Consider the following 20,795-nt stretch of genomic DNA (forward strand, 5'->3'; position numbering starts at 1 on the left):
GGTGGGGGCGGACCGCGCAGTTCCCCGCGCCCCTTGGGCTCATGAGCCCCGCGCCCCTCTTCGCAGCGACCGTGTCCGCGTTCAAGGAGCACACCCTTCGTGTTTGTCCTGCCCTCGCGCAACTCCTCTCACCGTTCCGATCACCGTTCCGATGTCGTCTGTGTCGGGGAGACCATGGCCGTGCTCAGCCCCGCTGACGACTCGGCGCTCGAACGGCAGAGCCGGCTCTCGTTCGGGGTCGGTGGGGCCGAGTCCAATGTGGCCTGTGGGCTTGTCGCTCTGGGGCATCGGGCGGCCTGGGTGAGCCGGGTCGGGGACGATCCGTTGGGGCGGCGGATCGTCGACGACCTCGCCGGCCGGGGCGTCGACGTGTCCGCCGTCGAGATCGACCCCGACCGGTCCACCGGCGTCTACTTCAAGGACCCCGCCGCCGACGGCACCCGCACCTACTACTACCGCCGGGACTCCGCGGCCACCCGTATGGGCCCCGAACTGGCCCGCCTGCCTCTGCTGGCCTCGGCCCGGCTGCTGCACCTCTCCGGCATCACCGCCGCCCTCTCCGACAGCTGCGCCGAACTGCTCACCGCCCTCCTCGTCCGGCGGACGGTGCCCGGCCCCCTCGTCTCCTTCGACGTCAACCACCGCCCCGCCCTCTGGCGCCACCGCCCCGCCGACGCGGCCCCCACAGCCCTGCTGGAGTTGGCCCGCGCCGCGGACATCGTCCTCGTCGGCCGGGACGAGGCCGAGGCCCTCTGGAACACCGGCAAACCCGAGGAGATCCGGGACCTGCTGCGCCCGGCCGGCGTGATCGTCGTCAAGGACGCCGGGCACGGAGCGACGTCGTACGCGAAGGACGGCACGGAGACCTTCGTACCCACCCCCGTGTCGCGCGTCGTCGAGCGGGTCGGCGCGGGTGACGCCTTCGCAGCCGGATACCTCGCCGCCCTCCTCGAAGATCGGGACGCCACGGCGGGGCTGCGACTGGGGCACCGCATGGCCGCACTCGCCCTGGGCACCCGCGAGGACGTCCCCATGGCCCCTGACCTGGGTGAGCTTGCGCGGCTATTCCCGCCGGACGTGTGACATTGCCGCACGTCCGTGGGGCCAGGTTCTGTGCTAGCGTAGTTTTCAGTTGCAGTTGTGGTTCCCAAAGATTTCCGGTGTTAGTTCCGGCGGGGCGATCATTGCGGCGACGCGGGGTCCGCACGGTGCGGGCCCCCGAGCATGCCCCAAGGAGATTTGACATGGCCACCGGTACCGTGAAGTGGTTCAACGCGGAAAAGGGCTTCGGCTTCATCGAGCAGGACGGCGGCGGCGCCGACGTCTTCGCTCACTACTCGAACATCGCCACCCAGGGCTTCCGTGAGCTCCACGAGGGCCAGAAGGTGACGTTCGACGTCACGCAGGGTCAGAAGGGCCCGCAGGCGGAGAACATCCTCCCCGCCTGATCCGCGTGAACCTGGCGGTCCACTAGTGGACCGGCAAACCACGTGATTGTGGCCGGGGCCCGCACCTAGGGGTGTGGGCCCCGGCTCACAGTTTTTTCGGGACGCTTTCAGTACCGGACACCGGTCGCCGTCCCTGATTCTCGGGGGTATCCCCCCTTCACCGCTCGTTTCCTTTCGGCCCGTCCCCACGGCCCCCTTGTCCTGTGTGCTGCCGCTGTCGCGGCGGACGCTGAGCGCTGCCGTGATTCTGTCGACGTGCCGCATTGAGGAAGGTTCTGCATGAACCGGTCGTTCGCCGACCTGGGCCTGCCGCCCTCGCTGCTGGCCTCCCTCACCGTCGAGGGCATCACCGTCCCCTTCCCGATCCAGGCGGCCACGCTGCCGGACACCCTCGCGGGTCACGACGTCATGGGCCGTGGTCAGACCGGCTCGGGCAAGACCCTGGCCTTCGGCCTGGCAATGCTGGCCCGACTCGCCGGACAGCGCGCCGAGACGGGACGCCCGCTGGCCCTCGTCCTCGTACCGACCCGTGAACTCGCCCAACAGGTCGTGGACGCGCTCACCCCGCACGCCCACGCCATGAACCTGCGGATGACGACGATCGTCGGCGGTCTGCCCATCTCGCGTCAGGCCCGAGCGCTGAGCGCCGGCACCGAGGTCGTCATCGCGACGCCCGGCCGGCTCCGCGACCTCGTCGACCGCCGCGACTGCCGCCTCGACCGGGTCTCCGTCACCGTCCTCGACGAGGCCGACCAGATGGTCGACATGGGCTTCCTGCCGCAGGTCACCTATCTGCTCGACCAGGTGCCGCGCAAGGGCCAGCGCATGCTGTTCTCCGCCACGCTCGACGCGGACGTCGGCCGGCTCGCCCGCCGCTACCTGCACAACCCCCTGGTGCACGAGACCGACCCGCACGCCGGCGCCGTCACGACGATGGAGCACCACGTGCTCTACGTCGACGACGTCGACAAGAAGACGGTCGCCACCGAGATCGCCGCCCGTGACGGCCGCGTGCTCATGTTCATGGACACCCGGCGCAGCGTCGACCGCCTCACCAAGCACCTGCTGAAGAGCGGCGTCCGCGCCGCGGCCCTGCACGGCGGTCGTTCCCAGCCCCAACGCACGCGCACACTCGCCCAGTTCAAGACGGGCGAGGTCACCGTGCTGGTGGCGTCCGACGTCGCCGCCCGTGGCATCCACATCGACGACCTCGACCTGGTCGTCAACGTGGACCCGCCCGGCGGCGCCAAGGACTACCTCCACCGCGGCGGCCGTACGGCGCGTGCCGGGGCGTCCGGCAGCGTGGTCACCCTGGTCCTGCCCGAGCAGCGGCGCGAGATGCGAAGCCTGACGCGGGCGGCGGGCGTCGACCCGAACACGGCCAAGGTCTCCCCCGGTGCCGCCGAGCTGACCCGTATCACCGGTGCCCGTACGCCTTCGGGCATACCTGTGGTCATCCCGGTTCCGGCCCCCACCCCGCCGGCCGCCCCCAAGGGCGACGGCTCCGGCGGCCGGTCCAGATCCTCGCGGTCCCGGTCCGGTTCGGGCGCGGGTTCCGGCTCGGGTTCGGGTTCGGGTTCGCGTTCCCGCCGGGGCTCCGCCGAGGGCGGTTCCGCCACGGCGCGCACCGCGGGCGGTGGCGCCGCGGGCAAGGGCCGTACGGCGGGCGGCGGCGGTGCCAAGAAGGCGTCACGTCCGACCGGTGGCGGTGCCAAGCCGCCGCGTGTGTCGGGCGGTAACCCGTCCGCCCGTACGGAGCAGGACTCCGCCGGTGAGCCTCGCGGCCGCCGACGCAGGGCGCCCCGTAATCGGCGCCCGGGTTCCGACGCCCGTCAGGCCGGCTGACCCCCGCGCCGTCCCAGCTCCACCCCAGCCGGTCGGTTTCAGGCCGATCGGCGCCAGAACCACTGACCCCGGACCCTTCTGACCTGCGGAGGCACCATGCGTTGTGTGATCGCCCGATTCCCGTTCGACCTGATCATGAGCGAGGTCACGCACAAGATGGACGGGGTAGCTCCCGAGCCCATCACCAGTGCGGCCGTCGGTATCGGTGGCGTGGACTACCCCGTCAAGCAGGTCGGCGCGGTGATCACGCGCCTCGACCGGCGGGACTTCACCGAGAAGGAGATGATCGCCGCGCTCAACCGGCTCGGGTTCACCTGCCGTCCGGCCGCCGCGCCGGCACCGGCCCGGCCGGCGGTCATCGACCCTTGGGCCGAGATGCAGTAGCACTCCGTTCGGTTGGGCGGTGTGTTGGCTGGCGTTGCTCTTTGGGTGCGGGTGCGTTGGGGGTTTTGCGCAGTTCCCCGCGCCCCTTTGAGGGTGGTGCGTTGTTGGGTGCGGGCCCGTGGGGGCTTGTCGCGCAGTTCCTCGCGCCCCTTTAGGGGTGGTGCGTTTTTGGGTGCCGGTCTGTGGGGGCTTGTCGCGCGGTTCCTCGCGCCCCCGGACAAGACGGGGGCGCGGGTGGGGCGGTGGAGTCAGGTGACTGGGACTCCCGTTGTCGTTGTGGCCAGGGGGTAGGCGCCTGTTTTCAGGGGGGTGCCTACCTTTCCTGTTGCTGTTGTCACCGGGACCAGGGTGTTCGCGTCGGCTGTCGTGACGTAGGCCGTGGTGCCGTTCCAGTCGAGGGTGACGTCGAAGGCCGAGCGGCCGACGGTGACCGGGGTGCCCGGAGCGCCGGTCACCGTGTCGAGCGGGGTGATCGTGTCACCGTTGCTCGCGCTGACCCAGAGGGTGCGGCCGTCGGGGGAGACCGCGAGACCGTACGCCTGGCCGGTGACCAGGAAGGTCGGGCGGGTTTCGTCCGTGGTGGTGTCGATGGGTGTGATCGTCGAGCCGCCGGAGTTGGACACGTACACCGTGCGCCCGTCGGGAGCCGTGACCACGTTGAACGGGTTCGGTCCGACCGCGATCGGTTCTCCGGCCGTGGTCGTCGCCAGGTCCACCGGGCTCACCGTGCTGTCGTGGATGTTCGCCACGTACAGGGTGGTGCCGTCCGGGGTGATCGCCATGTTCTCCGGGCCGTCGCCCACCGGGATCTTCGCGCCCGCCGTGCCGGTGGCGAGGTCGATCGGCTGGACCGCGTCGTCGGAGTAGTCCGCGACCCAGAGGGTCCGGCCGTCGGGGGTGAGGGCGAGGCCCGCGGGCACGTCCCCGACCGCCACGGTCGACGTGACCTTCGCGGCGGCGACATCGATGACGCTCACCGTGTCCGAGCCCTGGTTCGCCGCATAGGCGGTACGGCCGTCCGAACCGACCACGATCTCCCCCGGGTTGGCGCCGACCGGAATCTCCGTCGACACGCCGGAGGTCAGGTCCACCGAACTGACCGACGCCCCACTGAAGTTGGCGGTGAGAGCGCGTTCGCTGCCGCCGACGACCCCGGTTATCCGTACGGGAATCGCCCGGCTGACCAGGTTGTCTCCGGTGACGGCGACCGACCTTGTGCCCGCCCTCGTCCCGCTCGCCGCCGTGAAGGTCAGAGTCGTGGTGACCTTGCCGCCCGCCGGGACGGTCACCGAGCCCGTGGACGGGGTGACCGTCAGGCCGTCAACCGCCTTGATTTTCCAGGTCGTTGTGCCGGTGGTGGTGGCTCGGGCGTCGGCGATGGTGAGGGTCGCCGTCGTGGTGCCACCGGGGGACAGTGACAGGGACGTGGGGCTGAAGGAGGCGTCCGGGCCGGGGTCGGGGGCGGCTCGCAGGGTCGCGTCGAACAGGAAGCGGTCCAGTACGCCGGGGGCGATCTGCTGCGGGACCGAGTCGAGTTGCCTGCGCTGCGACTGGAGGCGGGCGTAGAGAGTGGCCACCGCGTCCGAGTCGCCGTTCGCCTGCGCGAGCATCAGCCGTACGGCGGTACGGCCCGCCTCTCCGTAGGCGCCGAGCTTGTCGAGCCAGGCCGAAGTCTCGCTCAGGAAACGTGGGTTGGCGAGGTTCGCGCGGAGGTCTGCGGGGGCGGCGGCCATCGCCGCGAAGTAGGTGGTGAGGGCGCGGGCCGCCTTGTCGAGGCCTTCGCCGCTCTCGTACGCCGTCGTGAACGCCTTGAGGAGGGGGGTGAGGGTGGGTGACTCGGTGGCGTCCAGGAGGGAGGAGTAGTTGTTCTCCGCGAAGACGCGGAGGGCGGCGGCCGTGGACGCGTTCGCCGCGAAGTCCTTCACCGAGGCCAGGAAGGCCGCTCTCGGGTCGTACGCCTTCGGGTTCCAGGCGTAGGACGCCGAGGTGAAGAGGGCGAGTTTGCTGGCCTCCGCCTGGATCATCGGGTTGGCGGTGATGCCCGTGACCTGGGTGGCCACGCCTGCCTCTCGGCCCGTGTAGGGGCCCAGGAGGAGGCGGCTGGTGGTGTAGTCGTTCACCGGGTAGTTGTCCCAGATGAGGATCGGGTGACCGAACAACTCCCTTGCCTGGCGGGCCTGTTCGGTGCTGATCGACGGAGCGATGACCCCGACGCCCGTCCATTCGACGATGACCGAGGGGTCCAGCTTCTCCCGCAGCGCGGTCTTGTACGGGGAGTCGGCGAGGTCCGAGTACTCGGTCGGGACCATTTCGAGAGGGGTCACGTCGTCGTGCGCGGCGACGAAGTCCTTGACGACGGCGTTGAGGAGCGTCGACTGAGCGGTGCCGGCCGCGCCGCCTCCGGTGCCGAACTCCCGCTCGTCGGCAGGGCAGTTCCACGCCGTGTAGCTGATGTCGTCCAGCGGTACGGCGAACGAGCGCACGCCGATCGCGTACAGCGACTCGAACTTGGCGACCAGGGCGTGGATGTCGGCGGCCGAGGAGTAGCAGACCGACAGACCGGGGGAGAGGGCGTAGGTGAAGCGGACGTGGTTCGCGGCTGCCCGGTCGACCAGTTGTCTCAGGTTGGCCAGTTGGGCCGGCGGGTAGTCGTCGCGCCAGTTCGCGCGCAGATACGGGTCGTCCTTGGGGGAGTAGACGTACACGTTCTGCTTCGTGCGGCCGTAGAAGTCGAGTTGCGAGAGACGGTCCCGCTGGGTCCAGGGGGCGCCGTAGAAGCCCTCGATCACTCCGCGCAGGGCGGTCGTCGGCCAGTCCCGGACGGTCGTGGCGGGGACCGAGCCGTGGGTGATCAGCTGGCGGAGGGTCTGGGCGGCGTAGAACGTGCCCGTCGCGTCCACGCCGGACAGGGCGATGGTGCCCTTGCCGGTGGCCAACGTGTAGCCGCCGGAGGGGAGTTGGGTGGGGGGCTCGGCGTGCAGGCGCTTGAGTGCCCGCGCTGTCGCCGGGTTCTCGGTGGGGCCGCCCACGTAGACGGTGAGGGCGGCGGGTGGTGTCGGGCGGCCCGCCGTGACGGTACGGATGGTGCGGGCGCCGGCGTCACGCAGGACACGCTCGACGAGGGCGCGGGCGGCGGGGTCGGTGGCGTGGCCGATGACCTCGACGACCTGCTTCGGAACCGGTTGGGCGCCGTGGCCGGGGCGCGACTGCTGGGGGGTCGGCCAGATGTGGGGGACGGAGGCCGCGGTGGCGGAGTGGGGCGTCGCCGCCGCGGCGGGGGCCGGGGCGGTGCCCAGCACACAGAGGGCCAGTGCGGCCAGGAGGCCGCTCGCTGACTTCAGTGCCGGGGTCACGGCCGGCTCCGGTTCAATATTTTATCCATCGTGCGGAATCTTGGTGGATGGATTCACCCGACGGCAAGACCCCGTCCACTTGCTTTACTGAGCCCATGACCGACATCGAGACACCCGCTCTGTCCGTCGCCGTGCTCGGCACCGGCATCATGGGCGCCGCCATGGCCCGCAACCTCGCCCGGTCCGGCCACACCGTCCGGGTGTGGAACCGGACCCGGGCCAAGGCCGAACCGCTGGCCGCCGAGAACGGCGTCCAGGTCTGCGACACGCCCGCCGACGCCGTACGGGACGCGGATGTCGTCCTGACGATGCTCTACGACGGTGACGCCGTCCGGGATGTCATGCGGGAGGCCGCGCCCGCGCTCCGTCCGGGAGCCGCGTGGGTGCAGTCGACCACCGCGGGGGTGGACGCGATCGGCGGACTGGGCGCGATGGCGAGTCAGTGGGGGCTCGCCTTCTTCGACGCGCCCGTGCTGGGGACCCGGCAGCCGGCCGAGGCCGGGCAGTTGCTCGTGCTCGCCGCCGGGCCCACGGAGCACCGGGCTGCCGTCGTGCCCGTCCTCGACGCGGTCGGCGCCCGTACGGTGTGGACCGGTGAGGAGGGCGGGGCGGGCAGCGCGACGCGGCTCAAGCTCGTCGCCAACAGCTGGGTGCTCGCCGCCACCAACGCGACCGGTGAGGTCCTGGCCCTCGCCCAGGCTCTCGGTGTCGACCCGCGGAGCTTCTTCGACGCCATCGCCGGCGGCCCGCTCGACATGGGCTACCTGCGAGCCAAGGCCGGCCTGATCCTGGACGACAAGCTGACTCCGGCGAGTTTCGCGGTGTCCACGGCCGCGAAGGACGCCCGGTTGATCGTCGAGGCGGGCGAGCGCAACGGCGTACGGCTGGACGTGGCCGCCGCGAGCGCCGAACGGTTCCGGCGTGCCGTCGAACAGGGGCACGGGGACGAGGACATGGCGGCGGTGTACTTCGCCTCCTTCGACGAGAAGTCCGACGGGACGGGCGAAGGGAAGGTCGCGGAGAAATAGGCGGGCCTTCGTCCGGCCTCGTGCTGATCCCGCTTCAGCCGACCCGTACCTTGCGGCTGCCGCAGACGCCGCACACGGCGTCGGTCAGGGGGGAGTGCATGGCGCGGCCCTCATCGTCGACGTACTCCAGGGGGTTCAGGCACCCGGCCGGGTCGAGGAGGGGGACGAGGTCGAAGGTGCGGTTCCAGGTCGCGTCGCAGTCGAGGCAGACGAAGGCGAAGGTCTCGGTGAGGGCGTCGGAACCGGGCGGGCCGGGATTCTCGTTCGGGCCGGGCATACGGCTGCTCCCTTGCTGACGGGCGGGGGTCCCGGGCCGGCGACCCCGCCGCCGGGCCACCACCGGCGAGGGCTGTCCGGGCGACGACGGCCGCTCCACCGTCCTCGTCGGACGGCGTGCCGACTACGGGTGGAGTTTCTCGCCCTTCGCCAGCATCTCCACGTACGTCCGGATCCGGCGGGCGCGGGTCTCGGGCTTCTTGGCGTCCTGGATCCGGAACAGGATCGAGAAGCGGTTCTGCCGGTCCAGCGCCTCGAAGAACGCCGCCGCGGCCGGGACGGCCTTCAGGGCCGCCGCGAGGTCGTCGGGCACTGTGGCGGTCCTCGAGCTGTCGTACGCCGCATCCCAGCGACCGTCCGCCTTGGCCCGCTCGATCTCCGCGAGCCCCTGGGGGCGCATCCGGCCCTGTTCGATCAGGACGGCCACCTTGCCGCAGTTGATCTTGGACCATCTGCTGCGCGGCCTGCGCGGAGTGAACCTCTGGAGCCACCACTCGTCGTCGAACGCGGCCTTCTGGCCGTCGATCCAGCCGTAGCAGAGCGCCACGTCGAGGGCCTGGGCGTAGTTCAGGGCGACGATTCCGGGACCCTTTTTGCGCAGCTTCAGCCAGATGCCGGGCGAGGCCGTGTGGTTCTCACCGAGCCATGCCTCGAAGGCCTCGGGGGATTCGAACTCGATGGTCTCCAGGTCCTGAGTCACCCCGGCAGCGAATCACATGCGGGCGAGGTCATGGGCACGGATTCGCCGCGAACCGGGCCCGTCCCGACGACAGTCGACGGGACGGGCCACAGGGTCGTCCGGCTATCCGGCTGTCCAGCCATCGGGCTGGCGCGCCCGAGTCACTGAACCATGTCGGCCATGTCCTCCGCCGTCATGTATCCCGCAGTCTCGTCTTCCGCCGTCAACGGCGCGGGCAGCGGGGCCGGGGGCAGTTCCAGCGGGGGGAGCGCGACCGGGGGCAGGTCCACCGGGAGGGGTGGCAGGCTGCCCAGGAGGCCTCCGAGGAGGTTGCCGAGGGTGTCGAGGAGGCCGCTCACCAGGCCCGTGACCGTACCGAGCAGGCCGCCGACCAGGCCGGTCACCGTGTCGAGGAGGCCGCTGAGCGTTGCCTGGAGCTGGTCCAGGAGGTCCGAGACCGGGTCGGCCATGGCTGCCGCGACCCTGTTCGTCCTGCCGGTGCGGTCCGCGAGGCGCTGCTTGAGGGAGGCCTTCGCCGACTCGACCGCCTCGGCGAACCCGGCCGCCTGGGTCGCGGTCAGACGGCCGGTGCCCGTCTGCCTGGTGAGGTCGGTCAGGACGTTCAGCACCGGGGCGAGCACGTCGCTCCGGTCGGCGCGGTCCAGGGCGCCGAGCCGCTTGAGCATCCGGTCCGCGTACGGGGAGGCCGTGGAGGACGCCACGGACGCGAAGGACCACGAGGTGCGGGCGCCGATGGAGGCGTAGGCGTCCCGGCTCGCGTCGCTGACGGCGACGGCCGTGCCGACCGGACCGAATATGAGTGCGGCACAGACGACGGACGACGGGAGGAGGAGCCCGCGGGAGCGGGGGCCGGAACGGGATACGAGGGCGCGCATGCGCAGTCCTTTCGAGAGCTGCTCTCTTTGGGCCCAGAGTGGGAAGCCCCACCACCGCTCGCAACCGCTCGCCGACCCTCAGTAACCGCCAGGGTGCCCCTGGCACGCTGCTGACCTGCGCGTTTTGCCCCTACAGCCCCTGCTGCCCCGGCCGGCGCCATTCGGCTGTCAGGGGAGGAGTTCAGATCCGCTGCCGGTGCGCCCCGCTCACCCGCCGGTCCTGCTGCCGTCCGCGACCCTTGAAGAGGCTGGCGCCCGCGCCGAGGGATACGACCCCCATGCCGACGGCGGTCATGACGCCCTGCGAGCCGTCGACGACGAACGGCGCGACGGCCGCGACGGCGAGGTTGAACAGGAACAGGAACCAGAGGACCGGCTTGGAGGCGAGCAGGGACTTCATGGGGTGTCCTTCCAGGTGGACCGTAAAAGACCAGGTGGGAGAGGCGAGAGAGGTTGATCTGGGAGGCGTTTGCTTCCGAGGTCAACGATCCCGGGAACGCCGCTCCGCCACGAGGGAGTGGCCTCCCGAACCCGGGGTGTAGTCCGGTACACCTGGTGGGTCGCTTCGTGCCGCGGGTTCCGGCTAGCGTTTCAGCGCCCTGTACCGCTTGAGCAGTGCCGTGAGCCGGTCCTGGTCGGCCGCCCCGTTGAGCTCGGTGAGCAGGTCGTCGGGGCACAGCTCGTACAGGTCGCCCCACCAGCGGCGGCCCCGGTTGTCCCAGATCCGGTAGCCACCGGGCACGCCACGGGCGACGTAGCGCCTTCTGCTCACTCGCTCGCCCTTCCCTCGCACCTCACGCCCCGCACCCTCATGACTCACACCTCACAACTGCCCCCGCCACCAGGGCTCGTCGGGATGGTTCACCCGGAGGATCCTGGCGCGGTCCAGGATCGTTCGGTCCAACGACCTGACGAGCGCGCGCAGTTCGCGGGCGCTCTTCCTGGGCAGGGCGTGCAGTACCTCTTCGAGGTGGTCCCGGAAGTAGCCCGGGCGGCATCCGCATTCGGGGATGCCGCACGCGTCCGCCGGGAACGGCTCCGCGAAGCGGCGCAGCGGGCCGTGCGCCAGGAGCCGCCACTGGGAGAGGGCTGTCGCTGTCGACTCCGGCCACCGGCGGGCCAGTTCGAGCCGGCGGATGTCCGCGACGCAGGAACCGGAGAGGCGGTCGACGGACGGGTCCCGCTGTCGGTTCCGGCTCCGCGCGGGAACCTCGCCCCGCAGGGCGGACGGGCGCCTACGCGGCATCGCCCTTTCGGCTGTCGTTCTCGGTCACGGGACGGAACGTACAGGTCGGGGTGGCCGGTTGCCACGGGATTTCAGCGGTGCGGGGTGCGAGAAGCGGGGTGTCGGCGGGGGCGTGTGTCTCGATGCCTCCCGTGGAAACGTCCGAAACGTACGAGGCTTAGACTCTCCCCGCAACGGCCCGGAACTCGGCTGGTCGAGAGTGGGCGGAAACAGCCAGACCCGAGGGGTATTCGGCGCTTTGATACGGATAGATTCAGTCACCAAGCGATACCCGGACGGCACGGTGGCCGTCGACGGGCTCTCCCTCGACATACCGGATCGTTCGATCACCGTCCTCGTCGGCCCCTCGGGCTGCGGCAAGACGACCACCCTGCGGATGATCAACCGGATGGTCGAACCCAGCGAGGGCACGATCCTCATCGACGGTGTCGACAGCCGTCAGCAGTCGGTCAACACCCTGCGCCGGGGGATGGGTTACGTCATCCAGAACGCCGGACTCTTCCAGCACCGGACGGTCGTCGACAACATCGCGACCGTGCCCCGGATGCTCGGCTGGAGCAAGGACAAGGCCCGCACGAGGGCGCGGGAACTGATGGAACGGGTGGGGCTCGACGCCTCGTTCGCCAAGCGGTACCCCTATCAGCTCTCCGGCGGCCAGCAGCAGCGCGTCGGTGTGGCCCGTGCCCTGGCCGCCGATCCTCCGGTGCTCCTGATGGATGAGCCGTTCTCCGCCGTCGACCCCGTCGTCCGTAAGGGGCTTCAGGACGAACTCCTGCGCATCCAGGCCGAGTTGGGCAAGACCATCGTCTTCGTCACGCATGACATCGACGAGGCCGTCAAGCTCGGCACGATGGTCGCCGTGCTGCGCACCGGGGGCAGGCTCGCCCAGTACGCGCCGCCCGCCGAGCTGCTGTCCGACCCCGCCGACGCGTTCGTCGAGGACTTCCTCGGCGCCGACCGGGGAATCCGGCGTCTGTCGTTCTTCTCGTCGGGCGGACTCGAACTGCTCACCACCCCGATCGTCGCGATCGACGCCACCGCCGAGCAGATCGCCACGCGTGGCGTGACCGAGGCCCCCTATCTCCTCGTCACCGGCCTCGACGGGCGTCCGCTCGGCTGGAGCGAGCCCGGCGGGCTGACGGCAGGACAGGTCGACCCCGGCCGACTGCTGCCCTACGGGCGGCCGTTCGTCGCCGGGCAGGACTCCCTGCGCGCCGCGCTCGACTGCGCCGTCCTGTCGCCCACCGGCTGGGCGGTCGCCGTGGACGCGGAGGGACGGGCCGCCGGAGTCGTGTCCCAGGCGGCCATCGGCGAGGCCATCCGCGGCGCCCACGCCCACGCCGCAGGCCGTGCGGAGACGCCGACCTCAGGCGGCACCGGCGGCAGCGGGGGCAGCGGGCAGAAGGTCGTCAGGTGAACTGGAACCGCTTCTTCGACATCCCCAGCGATCTCCAGCACGACTGGCTCGGCCTCATCGGGCTCCATCTGCGCGAGGCCCTGCTGCCGGTGCTGGGCGGGCTGCTGCTGGCGCTTCCACTGGCCCAACTGTGTGTGCGACTGCGCTGGTTGTACCCGCCCGTGCTGTGGGTGACGACCGTGCTCTACGCCATCCCCTCCCTGGCCTTCTTCGTCGTCCTCATCGACTACACGGGTCAGACCGAACTGACGGTGATGATCCCGCTCACCGTCTACAGCCTGGTCGTGCTCGTCCCGGCGATCGTCGACGGGGTCCGTTCGGTCCCGCAGGAGACCCTCGCCGCCGCGACCGCCATGGGTTTCGGACCCGTACGCCGTTACGTCCAGGTCCAGTTGCCGATCGCGGTGCCCGCCATCATCGCCGGTCTGCGGGTCGCCACCGTGTCCAGCATCAGCCTCGTCAGCGTCGGCATGCTGATCGGCAACCAGGGCGCGCTCGGCAACCTGCTGCACGACGCCCAGATCTACAACCGGCCGGAACTCGCCTGGAACTCCGTGATCACCAGTGCCGCTCTCGCGGTGCTCGCGGACGCCGCGCTGGTCGTCGTACGCATCCTGCTCACCCCCTGGATGCCGAGCGCCGCGCGCGGCGCCAAGTCCAGGCCCGCCGGGGTCCGGCCCGAGCCGGCCGTGCCCGCCCTTAAGGACGCCGCCCGGTGAACGTCATCAACTTCATCCACGACTTCTTCGGCGACAGCGCGCACTGGCAGGGCTACGACGGGATTCCCACCCGCCTGTGGGAGCACGTCCAGTACTCCCTGGAGGCGCTCGCCCTCGCCGCCCTGATCGGGCTCCCGGTCGGCCTGGTCACCGGTCACTACGGCCGTGGCGGCAACGTCCTCTCGCTGGTGGCCACCGCCGGTCGCGCACTGCCCACCTTCGGCCTGCTGGTGGTGACGACCCTCGCGCTCGGGTTCGGGATGCTGCCCGTGATGATCCCGCTGGTCGTCCTCGCCGTACCGCCGATCCTGGTCACCACCTACGAGGCGATGCGCTCCGTGGATCCGTCCCCCGTGGACGCGGCTCGGGGCATGGGTATGGGCGAGTCCGGCATCCTGCTGCGCGTCGAACTGCCCGTCGCGCTGCCGCTGATACTCGGCGGCCTGCGTTCGGCGGCCATCCAGATCGTCTCCACGGCCACCATCGCCGCGTACGTCAGCCTCGGTGGCCTCGGCCGCTACATCGTCGACGGTCTCTACCAGCACGACTACGAGAAGGTGGTGGGCGGCGCCACCCTGGTCGCCGGTATGGCCCTCGCGACGCTGGGGCTGTTCTGGGTGGCGGGCCGGGCGGCGGTCTCTCCCGGCGTACGCCGGGGTTGAGGGGCGCGGGGAACTGCGCGACCAGCCACTACGGGCCCGCAGTTCCCCCACAACCGCAAGTACTCGTATCTGTACCTGTATTTACCCGCCGCTCCGGGCAAGAGCCTGTTCCAGCACAACCAGCAGAGCGTCCCGCACCGAGCCGCGCTCCCGTGCGTCGAAGACGAGCAGCGGTACGCCCTCGGACACGTCCAGGGCCCAGCGGACCTCGTCCAGCGTGTGCGCGGTCTGGCCGTCGAAGGCGTTCACGGCGACGGCGAACGGGATCTGCTTGTGCTCGAAGTAGTCGACGGCGGCGTAACAGTCGTCGAGACGGCGGGTGTCCACGATGACCAGGCCGCCGATCGCGCCCTCCACGATGTCGTCCCACATGAACCCGAACCGCTCCTGTCCGGGGGTGCCGAACAGGTACAGCTTCAGTGTCGGGTCGATGGTGATGCAGCCGAAGTCCATCGCGACCGTGGTGGTCGTCTTGGTCGGGGTGTGGCTGAGGTCGTCCACGCCCGCCGCCACCTCGGTGATGGCCGCCTCGGTGGTCAGCGGCTCGATCTCGGAGATCGAGCCCACGGCGGTGGTCTTGCCCACGCCGAAACCACCCGCGATCACCAGTTTCACCGGCAACGGCGGCCGTACGGCGGCCTGTCCGGCCGAGGTGCGTACCAGCGGTTCAGTCGGTGTCACGGAGTACCCTCCGGGAGTCGGGGATGGCCCGCAGGCCATCGATAACCCTGCGCAGAACGGATGCGTCGTGGGTGATGCCGGAGTCGGGCATGTGCACCGACAACTGCCCCGCCGTCCGGAGGTCCTCGGCGAGGACCCGCACCACGTTCAGGTGCAGCCGCAACCTGGCCGCGATCTCCGCGATGGACTGCGGCACGCGGCAGGCGGCGACGATGTCGTGCTGTTCGAAGGAGAGCCGGTCGAGCGCGGCGAGGCCGCCGGTGGTGGCCACCAGCTGGGTCTCCACGGGCATCGTCCTGCCGGACGACGCCTCGCCCGCGCCGCCCGCCACGCGGCCGGCGGTGACCAGGAAGGGCCGTACGGCGGGTACGGGGACGACATCGTCCTCGCCGGCCCCGCGCGGTGTGCGGCCGTCCGCCATCGGTCTTCGCTCTCTCTATGGTCTCTCCGCGGCTTTCTGCGGCTTTCTGCGACTATCTGCAGCTTTTGTGGTGGCTCGCGTCAGTGCAGACGTGTGGCGCCGACGGTGTTCTTCAGTTCCAGGACGAGCTGCGGGCTGAGCGCGCTGCCCGCGCGGTTGGCGAACACCGTCATCTCGTAGGCGATGTTGCCCAGTTTGGCCTCCTTGCCGGTGACCACGCCGAGCACGGCGCCGCTGCCGATCGCGGAGACCAGGACATGGCCGCCCTCCAGATCGATGATGACCTTGTTCAGGCCGCCCAGGCCGTAGTTGCCGGAGGCGCCGGCGGCCAGGCTCGTGATGCCCGAGACGATCGCGGCCAGCCGCTCGGAGTCGGCGTGCTCGCGCAGCGCCGACACGGCGATCAGCAGCCCGTCGGAGGACACGGCGATGGCGTCCACGACGCCTGCGGTCTCGGTGGCGAAACGGTTTAGCAGCCAGGTGAAGTCGTCTGCGGCGGCTCGCAGATCGGTCGGCCTGGCGTCTCCGGCGGGAGTCTCACCTGTCGACGTGTTCACTGCTCGGCTCCTTCCGGAAGGTGGTTCTGGTGATGCGGGCTGTCCCTGACGGCGATCGGGTCGGACGGCTCTGTCCGGTCGCTCGGGACGGTCGGGTCGGACGTCGGGTCGGGCGAGACGCCGGGACGGTGGTCGCGCTGGTGGTCGGTCCGGCGAGGGGTCAGGGCTTCGGCGAGGCGGGGGTGTTCGCCGGTGTCGCGGTGCGCGCGGGCCACGGCCGCCTCGAACTCCTCCAGCGAATCGCGCACGGCGTCCGCGTCGGCGGGACGGGGGGCCTGGCGCGCGGCCTGCTGGGCGGCGGTGTCGGCGGTCGTCCGCAGGGTCGCGCCGCGCACCCTTCGACGGAGCGGACGGGAACCGTCGGGACCGACGGCGAACGGGTCGGCTGCGGCCGGCGCGGCGCCCTGTCCTGTACCGGCCGCACTGCCTGTATTGGTCGTCCCGGCTGTTCCGTGTACGGAGTCACCGGGGCCGCCTGCCGCGGAGGCGAGGCCGCTCTCGGGGCCGGCCGGATAGGTGTGCGTGGAGGGCTCCGTGGTGCGGGCGGCGGGCCGCGACCCGGCCGGGTGGGCGGGCAACGGCTCCGTCGCGGCGGCGGGGGCGACGTGCTCCGCCGTACGGGAGTGGGCCTGGGCCTCGGTTCCGTGCTCCGCGCGGGCGTGGAACGTCGGCTCGGAGGCGCGGGACGCCGGGATCCCGGCCTCGGTCGAACTCCCCGGCTCGGCACCGGCGTTGGCCCAGGGGGCGATGGAACTGAGCGCGGACGTACGGCTGGTGGAGCCGGTGTCGTCGACGTCGCCGGTGTCACCGTTGTCGCCGGCCAGGGCGGAGAGACCGGGCTCGGCCGGGTATCCGGCGGAACCAGCCGCAGCCGTACGGCTGTTGGGGCCGGAGTCGCCCGTGACGGCGCCGGCGAGACCGGTCGCGTAGGTGTCGGTGGACGCGACGGTCGTGGCCGTGACCGTGTCGCGCGCCGGGTCCGGCAGGTCCGGCAGGTCCGCCGGGGTCGTCAGGTTCCCGGTGGCGGATGCCGAAGGCAGGGGGGCCAGTGGGGCCCCGGTCTCCTGGTCGTCGGGGGTCGCGTCGCGGCGGGGGACCCGGCGGGGGAGGGTGGTCGCCTCGTCGTCCTCGGGTGTGGCCCAGGAGGGGACCGTGGACGGGATCGAGGATGACGGGGAGGGGCCGGCCGCGGGGGCCGACGGAGCGGCGAGCGCGGCGGGCGGGGCAGGTGCGTCGGAGGAGCCGAGACGGCCCGCCGCGGCCAGTTCGCCCGGCGTCAACAGCAGGGTCGACGGGATCAGCACCTCGGCCGTCACACCGCCGCCCGGGGTACGGGAGAGGTTGACGTCGACGTCCCAGCGGCGTGCCAGCGCACCGACCACGAACAGGCCGAGCACCTTCGTCGGGACGACGTCGAGGCGTTCGCGGCGCACGAGGCGCGAGTTCTCCTCGGCGATACGCGCGGCGCTCATGCCCAGGCCGTGGTCCGCGACGGTGATCGACGCGTTGTCGTGGTCGGAGCCGACCACCACCTCGACGGTGCTGTCCTCGGGCGAGAACGACACGGCGTTCTCGAGGAGTTCGGCGATCATCAGCGTCAGGTCGCCGATGATGTCGGGCTCCACCATGGCCTCGGTCGCGGCCCGCAGCCGTACCCGCTGGAAGCCCTCGATCTGGCCCAGCGCGGCACGTACGACGTTGGTGAGCGCGATCGGCCCGGAGTCCAGCACGGTCTCGCGGATGCCGGCCAGCAGCATCAGGCTGTCGGCGTTGCGGCGCAGGCGGACCGCGATGTGGTCGATGGAGTAGAGACGTTCGAGCAGCGCCGGGTCGGTCTCGCCGCGCTCCACCGCGTCGATCAGCGCGAGTTGACGAGTCGTCAGGTTGCTCACGCGGCGACCGACGTTGCCGAACATCTCGGCGACGTTGCGGCGGCTGAGCACCTGGCGCTCCAGCAGCGCGGCGGCGGTGGTCTGCACGTTGTTGAACGCCTCGGCGAGTTCGCCGATCTCGTCGTCCGCGGTGACCGGCAGCTGGCGCAGGCGAGGGGAGCCGGACTCCTCGGCGTCGTCGTCGGCGACGCGGGCGAGCTCGCGGCCCGCCACGTCGGCGACCTCCTGGGCGGCTCCCGTCAGCGCCAGCACCGGGCGGACCACTGAGCGGCGGACCAGGATGGAGAAGGCGATCCACAGCGCGAAGCAGAGCAGCGCCAGGCTCAGCAGCAGGATCGCGCGCCACTGGGCGCTGGAGGCGGTGTCGTCGGCCCGGTCGGCGATCTGGTCGATGAGCGACGCGGTGATCTTCAGCCGGGTCTCGGCCTGCTTGCTGTACTCGGGGTAGGAGGCGAGGGCCGTGCGGAACGCGGCGCGGATCTCGCCCTTGGACTCGGCCTGCAACGCGCTCGGATCCACGGCAAGTTCGGCGTAGTGCTGGTTGATCGAGGCCTGCGAGGCGTTGTGTTCGATGCCGCCGAACTCATCGGTCTGCGCCTCACCGGCGAACCGGCCGAACCGCTCGGCCTGGTAGTTGAACAGGTCGTAGGAGCCGACGGCGCCGGTGAACTCGATGAGCGCGTTGCTGTCGCCGGTCCGCGCGGAGAACACGCCCGTCTCGAACGCGCCGTGCGCCGCGTCGGCGCGCAGCAGCGAGTCGAGGAGGTTACCGGTGAAGGTGGTCGCGAGGTCGGAGTCGCGGTCCAGGCCCAGGCCGTCGATGAGGCCGTCGGCCGCGCCCGAGTACGCCGGGTCGATGTTGCTGGCGGGCAGATAGCCCTGCTCGATGGTGGCCCGCAGACCGGTCAGGCCCTGGACCTCCTTGAGGGCCTGCAGCTCGGTGTCGGGCAGCCGGTCGCCGAAGGCGTCGACCACCTTGCGCACCTGCGCGTCCACGGCGGCCTGTGCCTTGCGATAGCCGTCGGTGGAGGGGGCGACACCGGCCAGGGACGCCTCGTGCCGCACGGAGAGCAGAATGGCCTGCTGGTGTTCGGCCTGGAGTACGGCGACGAGCTGTGCGACGTGGGAGCTGTCGCGCACCAGCCGGGCGGCGTCCTCGGCGCGGTTGGACTCCTGCACCAGGTCGACGATGAGGTACGTCAGCAGCAGCGCGATCACCGTCAGCGGGATACCGACGAGTACGTTCAGTTTGCGCTGGAAGGGCCATCGGTCGGCGAAGCCCCGCAGGCCCCGGCGCGCGTACGTCGGCGCCGAGGATGCCGGCCGGGGGGTCGCGTCCACTTCTTTCGTGGACACCGGGCCTCCTTCAAGAAGGTGTCGCAGGCGTGCAAGGGGGGTTCCCGCGTATGCCGACCTGCTGCACACGCGTGTCCGCATACGAACGAGTCCGACTACGAACCTGTCCGAATGTGAACGATACGGAAGCGGCCCCCGCACACCGCTGCGGCCCCCGCCTACCGCTGTGACGGACGCCAACTCCGGCGAGACTATCCCCTCTTCGAACGGGCTAGCGCGTCGCCCTAAGTCAAGAATCCATTACGAAGCGGTACTCGGAGGCATACGGAGGGCCTCTCGGGCAGTACGCGGGTGATCTCCCGACCGGCCCGGGCGGTCGGCCCGGGTGGTTGGTCCACGTCACCGGCTCAACGATCGTCCCGAGTGGCGAAAGTGATCACGGATCGAAGTCAATCGGTGACCAGGATTCTCTTGACTGATCAAGAAGTGGCTGGATTGGATCAGGGGCAGCGTGTTTGATTCTTCATCAACCCCCAAGCCCGGAACGGGAACCGTGACCACCAACGCCCACAGCAGCAGGTCCCTCAGGAACCACCCAGGTGTGGCGGTCGTCGCCCTCGGGGCGGTGACGGTCCTGCTGGCGGGATGCTCCTCCTCGTCCGACGACAAGTCCGACCCGCTCGCCGGCGACAAGGCGGCCGGTGACACCGTGGTCGTCGGCTCCAACAACTTCGCCGAAAGCATCCTGCTCGCCGACATCTACGGCGAGGCGCTGAAGGCCAAGGGCATCAAGGTGTCCTACAAGCCCAACATCGGCAGCCGCGAGACCACTTACGGCCTGCTCAAGAACGGTTCCATCACCGTCCTGCCGGAGTACAACGGCTCGCTGCTGGCCTACCTGGACGCGAAGGCCGCGCAGACCTCGCTCGCGACCGTGAACGCCGCGGCGAAGGCCAAGCTCGACTCCAAGCTCACGCTGCTCGAGTCCTCGCCGGCCGAGGACAAGGACTCCGTCACGGTCAACGCGGCGACCGCCAAGCAGTACAACCTGACCGCGACCTCCACGCTCGCCGACCTCAAGGACATCGCGCCGAACCTGGTGCTGGGTGGCTCGCCCGAGTTCCAGACCCGCCAACAGGGCATGCTCGGACTGGAGTCGGAGTACGGGCTGAAGTTCAAGTCCTTCAAGGGGCTCGACGCGGGCGGCCCGCTGACCCAGGCCGCGCTGAAGAAGAACACCGTGCAGGCCGCCGACATCTTCACCACGGACCCGACCATCACCAAGGAGAAGTTCGTCGTCCTCCAGGACCCGAAGAACCTCTTCGGATTCGCGAACGTGACGCCGCTGGTCTACAAGAGCGGGCTCTCCGAGGAGGGCGTCGCCGTGCTCAACGCCGTCTCCGCCAAGCTCGACACGAAGGCCCTGCTCGACCTTGACTCCCAGGTACAGCTGGAGAGCAAGGACCCGCTGGACGTCGCCAAGGCGTGGCTCAAGTCGGCGGGCCTGGGCTGACGTTCCGCCGCACTCCCTGAAGCGCTCGAACCGCGAAGGCCGCATCCGTTTTCACGGGTGCGGCCTTCGCCATGACAGGGAGAACCTCGTAAGACGTGCGCCTCGGTGGACATCGTCACCTTGGCCGCGTCGGCCTTCGCGCGGCCGGCGAAGGCCCCGACGATGCGGATGCGCTGCCGTAAGGGAGTTGATGAAGGCGAGGCTCGCCACGGCCTCCTCGTGGCAGACCGGCACGGTTGGGCGTCCTCGTTGAGGCGATGGTGATGGTGCTGGGGGCGCGGCCGCGCGCGATCCGCGGCGCACTGTGCCCGCCCGCCGCGAGAAACGGCTGCCGGCCCGCTCGGGCAACGGCTGCGGCCGGCAACGCGGTGAGCTCCGGCTCGTCGTCGACGATCGGCACACGAACAGTGCCATCGGAAACCACGGCTCCGGAAACCGCGGCTTTGGGGTTCACGATCCTGGGGTCCACGGTCCTTGGGTCC

The 20,795-nt window shown here is 70.7% G+C and carries 20 protein-coding genes; 9 read left to right on the forward strand and 11 right to left on the reverse strand.

All coding sequences use genetic code 11. The features are described from left to right. Nucleotides 1–99: 99 nt before the first annotated feature. The 4 genes from PV734_RS36210 (at nt 100) to PV734_RS36225 (ending at nt 3,677) form a co-directional block, all read left to right on the forward strand. On the forward strand, nt 100–1,083 hold the full coding sequence (locus PV734_RS36210; protein WP_319293658.1) for a sugar kinase: 984 nt from the start codon (nt 100–102) through the stop codon (nt 1,081–1,083). Nucleotides 1,084–1,244: 161 nt separating this feature from the next. After that, nucleotides 1,245–1,448: a cold-shock protein gene (locus PV734_RS36215; protein WP_006373337.1), complete on the forward strand. Its 204-nt coding sequence runs from the start codon at nt 1,245–1,247 to the stop codon at nt 1,446–1,448. A 279-nt stretch (nt 1,449–1,727) separates the two neighbouring features. Next, the gene (locus PV734_RS36220; protein ID WP_319293660.1) at nt 1,728–3,293 is read left to right on the forward strand and encodes a DEAD/DEAH box helicase; all 1,566 of its coding nucleotides are present in this window, start codon (nt 1,728–1,730) and stop codon (nt 3,291–3,293) included. 96 nt (nt 3,294–3,389) lie between these two features. Then, nucleotides 3,390–3,677 (forward strand): SCO5918 family protein, encoded by a 288-nt coding sequence (locus PV734_RS36225; protein ID WP_006375774.1) that lies wholly within the window; start codon nt 3,390–3,392, stop codon nt 3,675–3,677. Nucleotides 3,678–3,925: 248 nt separating this feature from the next. On the opposite strand, the gene PV734_RS36230 is transcribed toward PV734_RS36225, so the two are convergent. Further along, entirely contained in the window at nt 3,926–7,030 is a 3,105-nt protein-coding gene (locus PV734_RS36230) for a beta-N-acetylglucosaminidase domain-containing protein (protein WP_319293662.1), read from the reverse strand. 95 nt (nt 7,031–7,125) lie between these two features. Between PV734_RS36230 and PV734_RS36235 the strand changes: the two genes are divergently transcribed. Further along, the gene (locus PV734_RS36235) at nt 7,126–8,058 is read left to right on the forward strand and encodes an NAD(P)-dependent oxidoreductase (protein WP_319093021.1); all 933 of its coding nucleotides are present in this window, start codon (nt 7,126–7,128) and stop codon (nt 8,056–8,058) included. Between the two features lie 34 nt (nt 8,059–8,092). Here PV734_RS36235 and PV734_RS36240 read toward each other — a convergent pair whose 3' ends face one another. The 6 genes from PV734_RS36240 to PV734_RS36265 form a co-directional block, all read right to left on the reverse strand. After that, nucleotides 8,093–8,335: a hypothetical protein gene (locus PV734_RS36240; protein ID WP_319093020.1), complete on the reverse strand. Its 243-nt coding sequence runs from the start codon at nt 8,333–8,335 to the stop codon at nt 8,093–8,095. A 123-nt stretch (nt 8,336–8,458) separates the two neighbouring features. Next, nucleotides 8,459–9,034 carry a YdeI/OmpD-associated family protein gene (locus PV734_RS36245; RefSeq protein ID WP_319093019.1) on the reverse strand — a complete coding sequence of 192 codons (576 nt, stop codon included), beginning with the start codon at nt 9,032–9,034 and terminating at the stop codon, nt 8,459–8,461. Nucleotides 9,035–9,174: 140 nt separating this feature from the next. After that, entirely contained in the window at nt 9,175–9,909 is a 735-nt protein-coding gene (locus PV734_RS36250; protein ID WP_319293663.1) for a hypothetical protein, read from the reverse strand. A gap of 181 nt (nt 9,910–10,090) precedes the next feature. Next, nucleotides 10,091–10,309 carry a hypothetical protein gene (locus tag PV734_RS36255; RefSeq protein WP_319293665.1) on the reverse strand — a complete coding sequence of 73 codons (219 nt, stop codon included), beginning with the start codon at nt 10,307–10,309 and terminating at the stop codon, nt 10,091–10,093. Nucleotides 10,310–10,492: 183 nt separating this feature from the next. Continuing rightward, complete coding sequence (locus tag PV734_RS36260; protein ID WP_319093016.1) at nt 10,493–10,681, reverse strand: hypothetical protein; 189 nt, start codon at nt 10,679–10,681, stop codon at nt 10,493–10,495. Nucleotides 10,682–10,732: 51 nt separating this feature from the next. After that, entirely contained in the window at nt 10,733–11,155 is a 423-nt protein-coding gene (locus PV734_RS36265) for a hypothetical protein (RefSeq protein WP_319093015.1), read from the reverse strand. 238 nt (nt 11,156–11,393) lie between these two features. Here PV734_RS36265 and PV734_RS36270 point away from each other — a divergent pair, with 238 nt between their 5' ends. Genes PV734_RS36270 through PV734_RS36280 form a run of 3 tightly spaced genes read left to right on the forward strand, consistent with a single transcriptional unit; the run spans nt 11,394 to nt 13,953 of the window. Then, nucleotides 11,394–12,572, forward strand: a complete 1,179-nt coding sequence (locus tag PV734_RS36270; RefSeq protein ID WP_319293667.1) for an ABC transporter ATP-binding protein — start codon at nt 11,394–11,396, stop codon at nt 12,570–12,572. Beyond that, nucleotides 12,569–13,291 carry an ABC transporter permease gene (locus tag PV734_RS36275; protein ID WP_319093013.1) on the forward strand — a complete coding sequence of 241 codons (723 nt, stop codon included), beginning with the start codon at nt 12,569–12,571 and terminating at the stop codon, nt 13,289–13,291. Before PV734_RS36270 ends, PV734_RS36275 begins: the two co-directional genes overlap by 4 nt. Beyond that, nucleotides 13,288–13,953, forward strand: a complete 666-nt coding sequence (locus tag PV734_RS36280) for an ABC transporter permease (RefSeq protein ID WP_319093012.1) — start codon at nt 13,288–13,290, stop codon at nt 13,951–13,953. Before PV734_RS36275 ends, PV734_RS36280 begins: the two co-directional genes overlap by 4 nt. Nucleotides 13,954–14,034: 81 nt before the next feature. Here PV734_RS36280 and PV734_RS36285 read toward each other — a convergent pair whose 3' ends face one another. The 4 genes from PV734_RS36285 to PV734_RS36300 all read right to left on the reverse strand — a co-directional run bounded on the left by PV734_RS36285 (nt 14,035) and on the right by PV734_RS36300 (nt 18,860). Next, nucleotides 14,035–14,634: a GTP-binding protein gene (locus tag PV734_RS36285; RefSeq protein WP_319093011.1), complete on the reverse strand. Its 600-nt coding sequence runs from the start codon at nt 14,632–14,634 to the stop codon at nt 14,035–14,037. Then, entirely contained in the window at nt 14,621–15,055 is a 435-nt protein-coding gene (locus PV734_RS36290; RefSeq protein WP_319093010.1) for a DUF742 domain-containing protein, read from the reverse strand. The genes PV734_RS36285 and PV734_RS36290 overlap by 14 nt, the downstream gene beginning before the upstream one ends. Nucleotides 15,056–15,135: 80 nt before the next feature. Then, entirely contained in the window at nt 15,136–15,612 is a 477-nt protein-coding gene (locus PV734_RS36295; RefSeq protein ID WP_319093009.1) for a roadblock/LC7 domain-containing protein, read from the reverse strand. After that, complete coding sequence (locus tag PV734_RS36300) at nt 15,609–18,860, reverse strand: ATP-binding protein (protein WP_319293669.1); 3,252 nt, start codon at nt 18,858–18,860, stop codon at nt 15,609–15,611. Before PV734_RS36300 ends, PV734_RS36295 begins: the two co-directional genes overlap by 4 nt. 493 nt (nt 18,861–19,353) lie before the next feature. Here PV734_RS36300 and PV734_RS36305 point away from each other — a divergent pair, with 493 nt between their 5' ends. Then, a complete protein-coding gene (locus tag PV734_RS36305; protein WP_319093007.1) occupies nt 19,354–20,313 on the forward strand; it encodes an ABC transporter substrate-binding protein in 960 nt (319 codons plus the stop codon). The last annotated feature ends 482 nt before the right edge of the window (nt 20,314–20,795 follow it).

This window comes from Streptomyces sp. AK08-02 (genome assembly GCF_033795085.1).
Taxonomy (GTDB): Bacteria; Actinomycetota; Actinomycetes; order Streptomycetales; family Streptomycetaceae; genus Streptomyces; species Streptomyces echiniscabiei.

Bases quoted from the DNA above. Each gene is read 5' to 3' on its own strand.
- PV734_RS36215 (WP_006373337.1), top strand. From the start codon at position 1,245: ATGGCCACCGGTACCGTGAAGTGGTTCAACGCGGAAAAGGGCTTCGGC.
- PV734_RS36220 (WP_319293660.1), top strand. From the start codon at position 1,728: ATGAACCGGTCGTTCGCCGACCTGGGCCTGCCGCCCTCGCTGCTGGCC.
- PV734_RS36225 (WP_006375774.1), top strand. From the start codon at position 3,390: ATGCGTTGTGTGATCGCCCGATTCCCGTTCGACCTGATCATGAGCGAG.
- PV734_RS36235 (WP_319093021.1), top strand. From the start codon at position 7,126: ATGACCGACATCGAGACACCCGCTCTGTCCGTCGCCGTGCTCGGCACC.
- PV734_RS36240 (WP_319093020.1), bottom strand. From the start codon at position 8,335: ATGCCCGGCCCGAACGAGAATCCCGGCCCGCCCGGTTCCGACGCCCTC.
- PV734_RS36250 (WP_319293663.1), bottom strand. From the start codon at position 9,909: ATGCGCGCCCTCGTATCCCGTTCCGGCCCCCGCTCCCGCGGGCTCCTC.
- PV734_RS36255 (WP_319293665.1), bottom strand. From the start codon at position 10,309: ATGAAGTCCCTGCTCGCCTCCAAGCCGGTCCTCTGGTTCCTGTTCCTG.
- PV734_RS36265 (WP_319093015.1), bottom strand. From the start codon at position 11,155: ATGCCGCGTAGGCGCCCGTCCGCCCTGCGGGGCGAGGTTCCCGCGCGG.
- PV734_RS36290 (WP_319093010.1), bottom strand. From the start codon at position 15,055: ATGGCGGACGGCCGCACACCGCGCGGGGCCGGCGAGGACGATGTCGTC.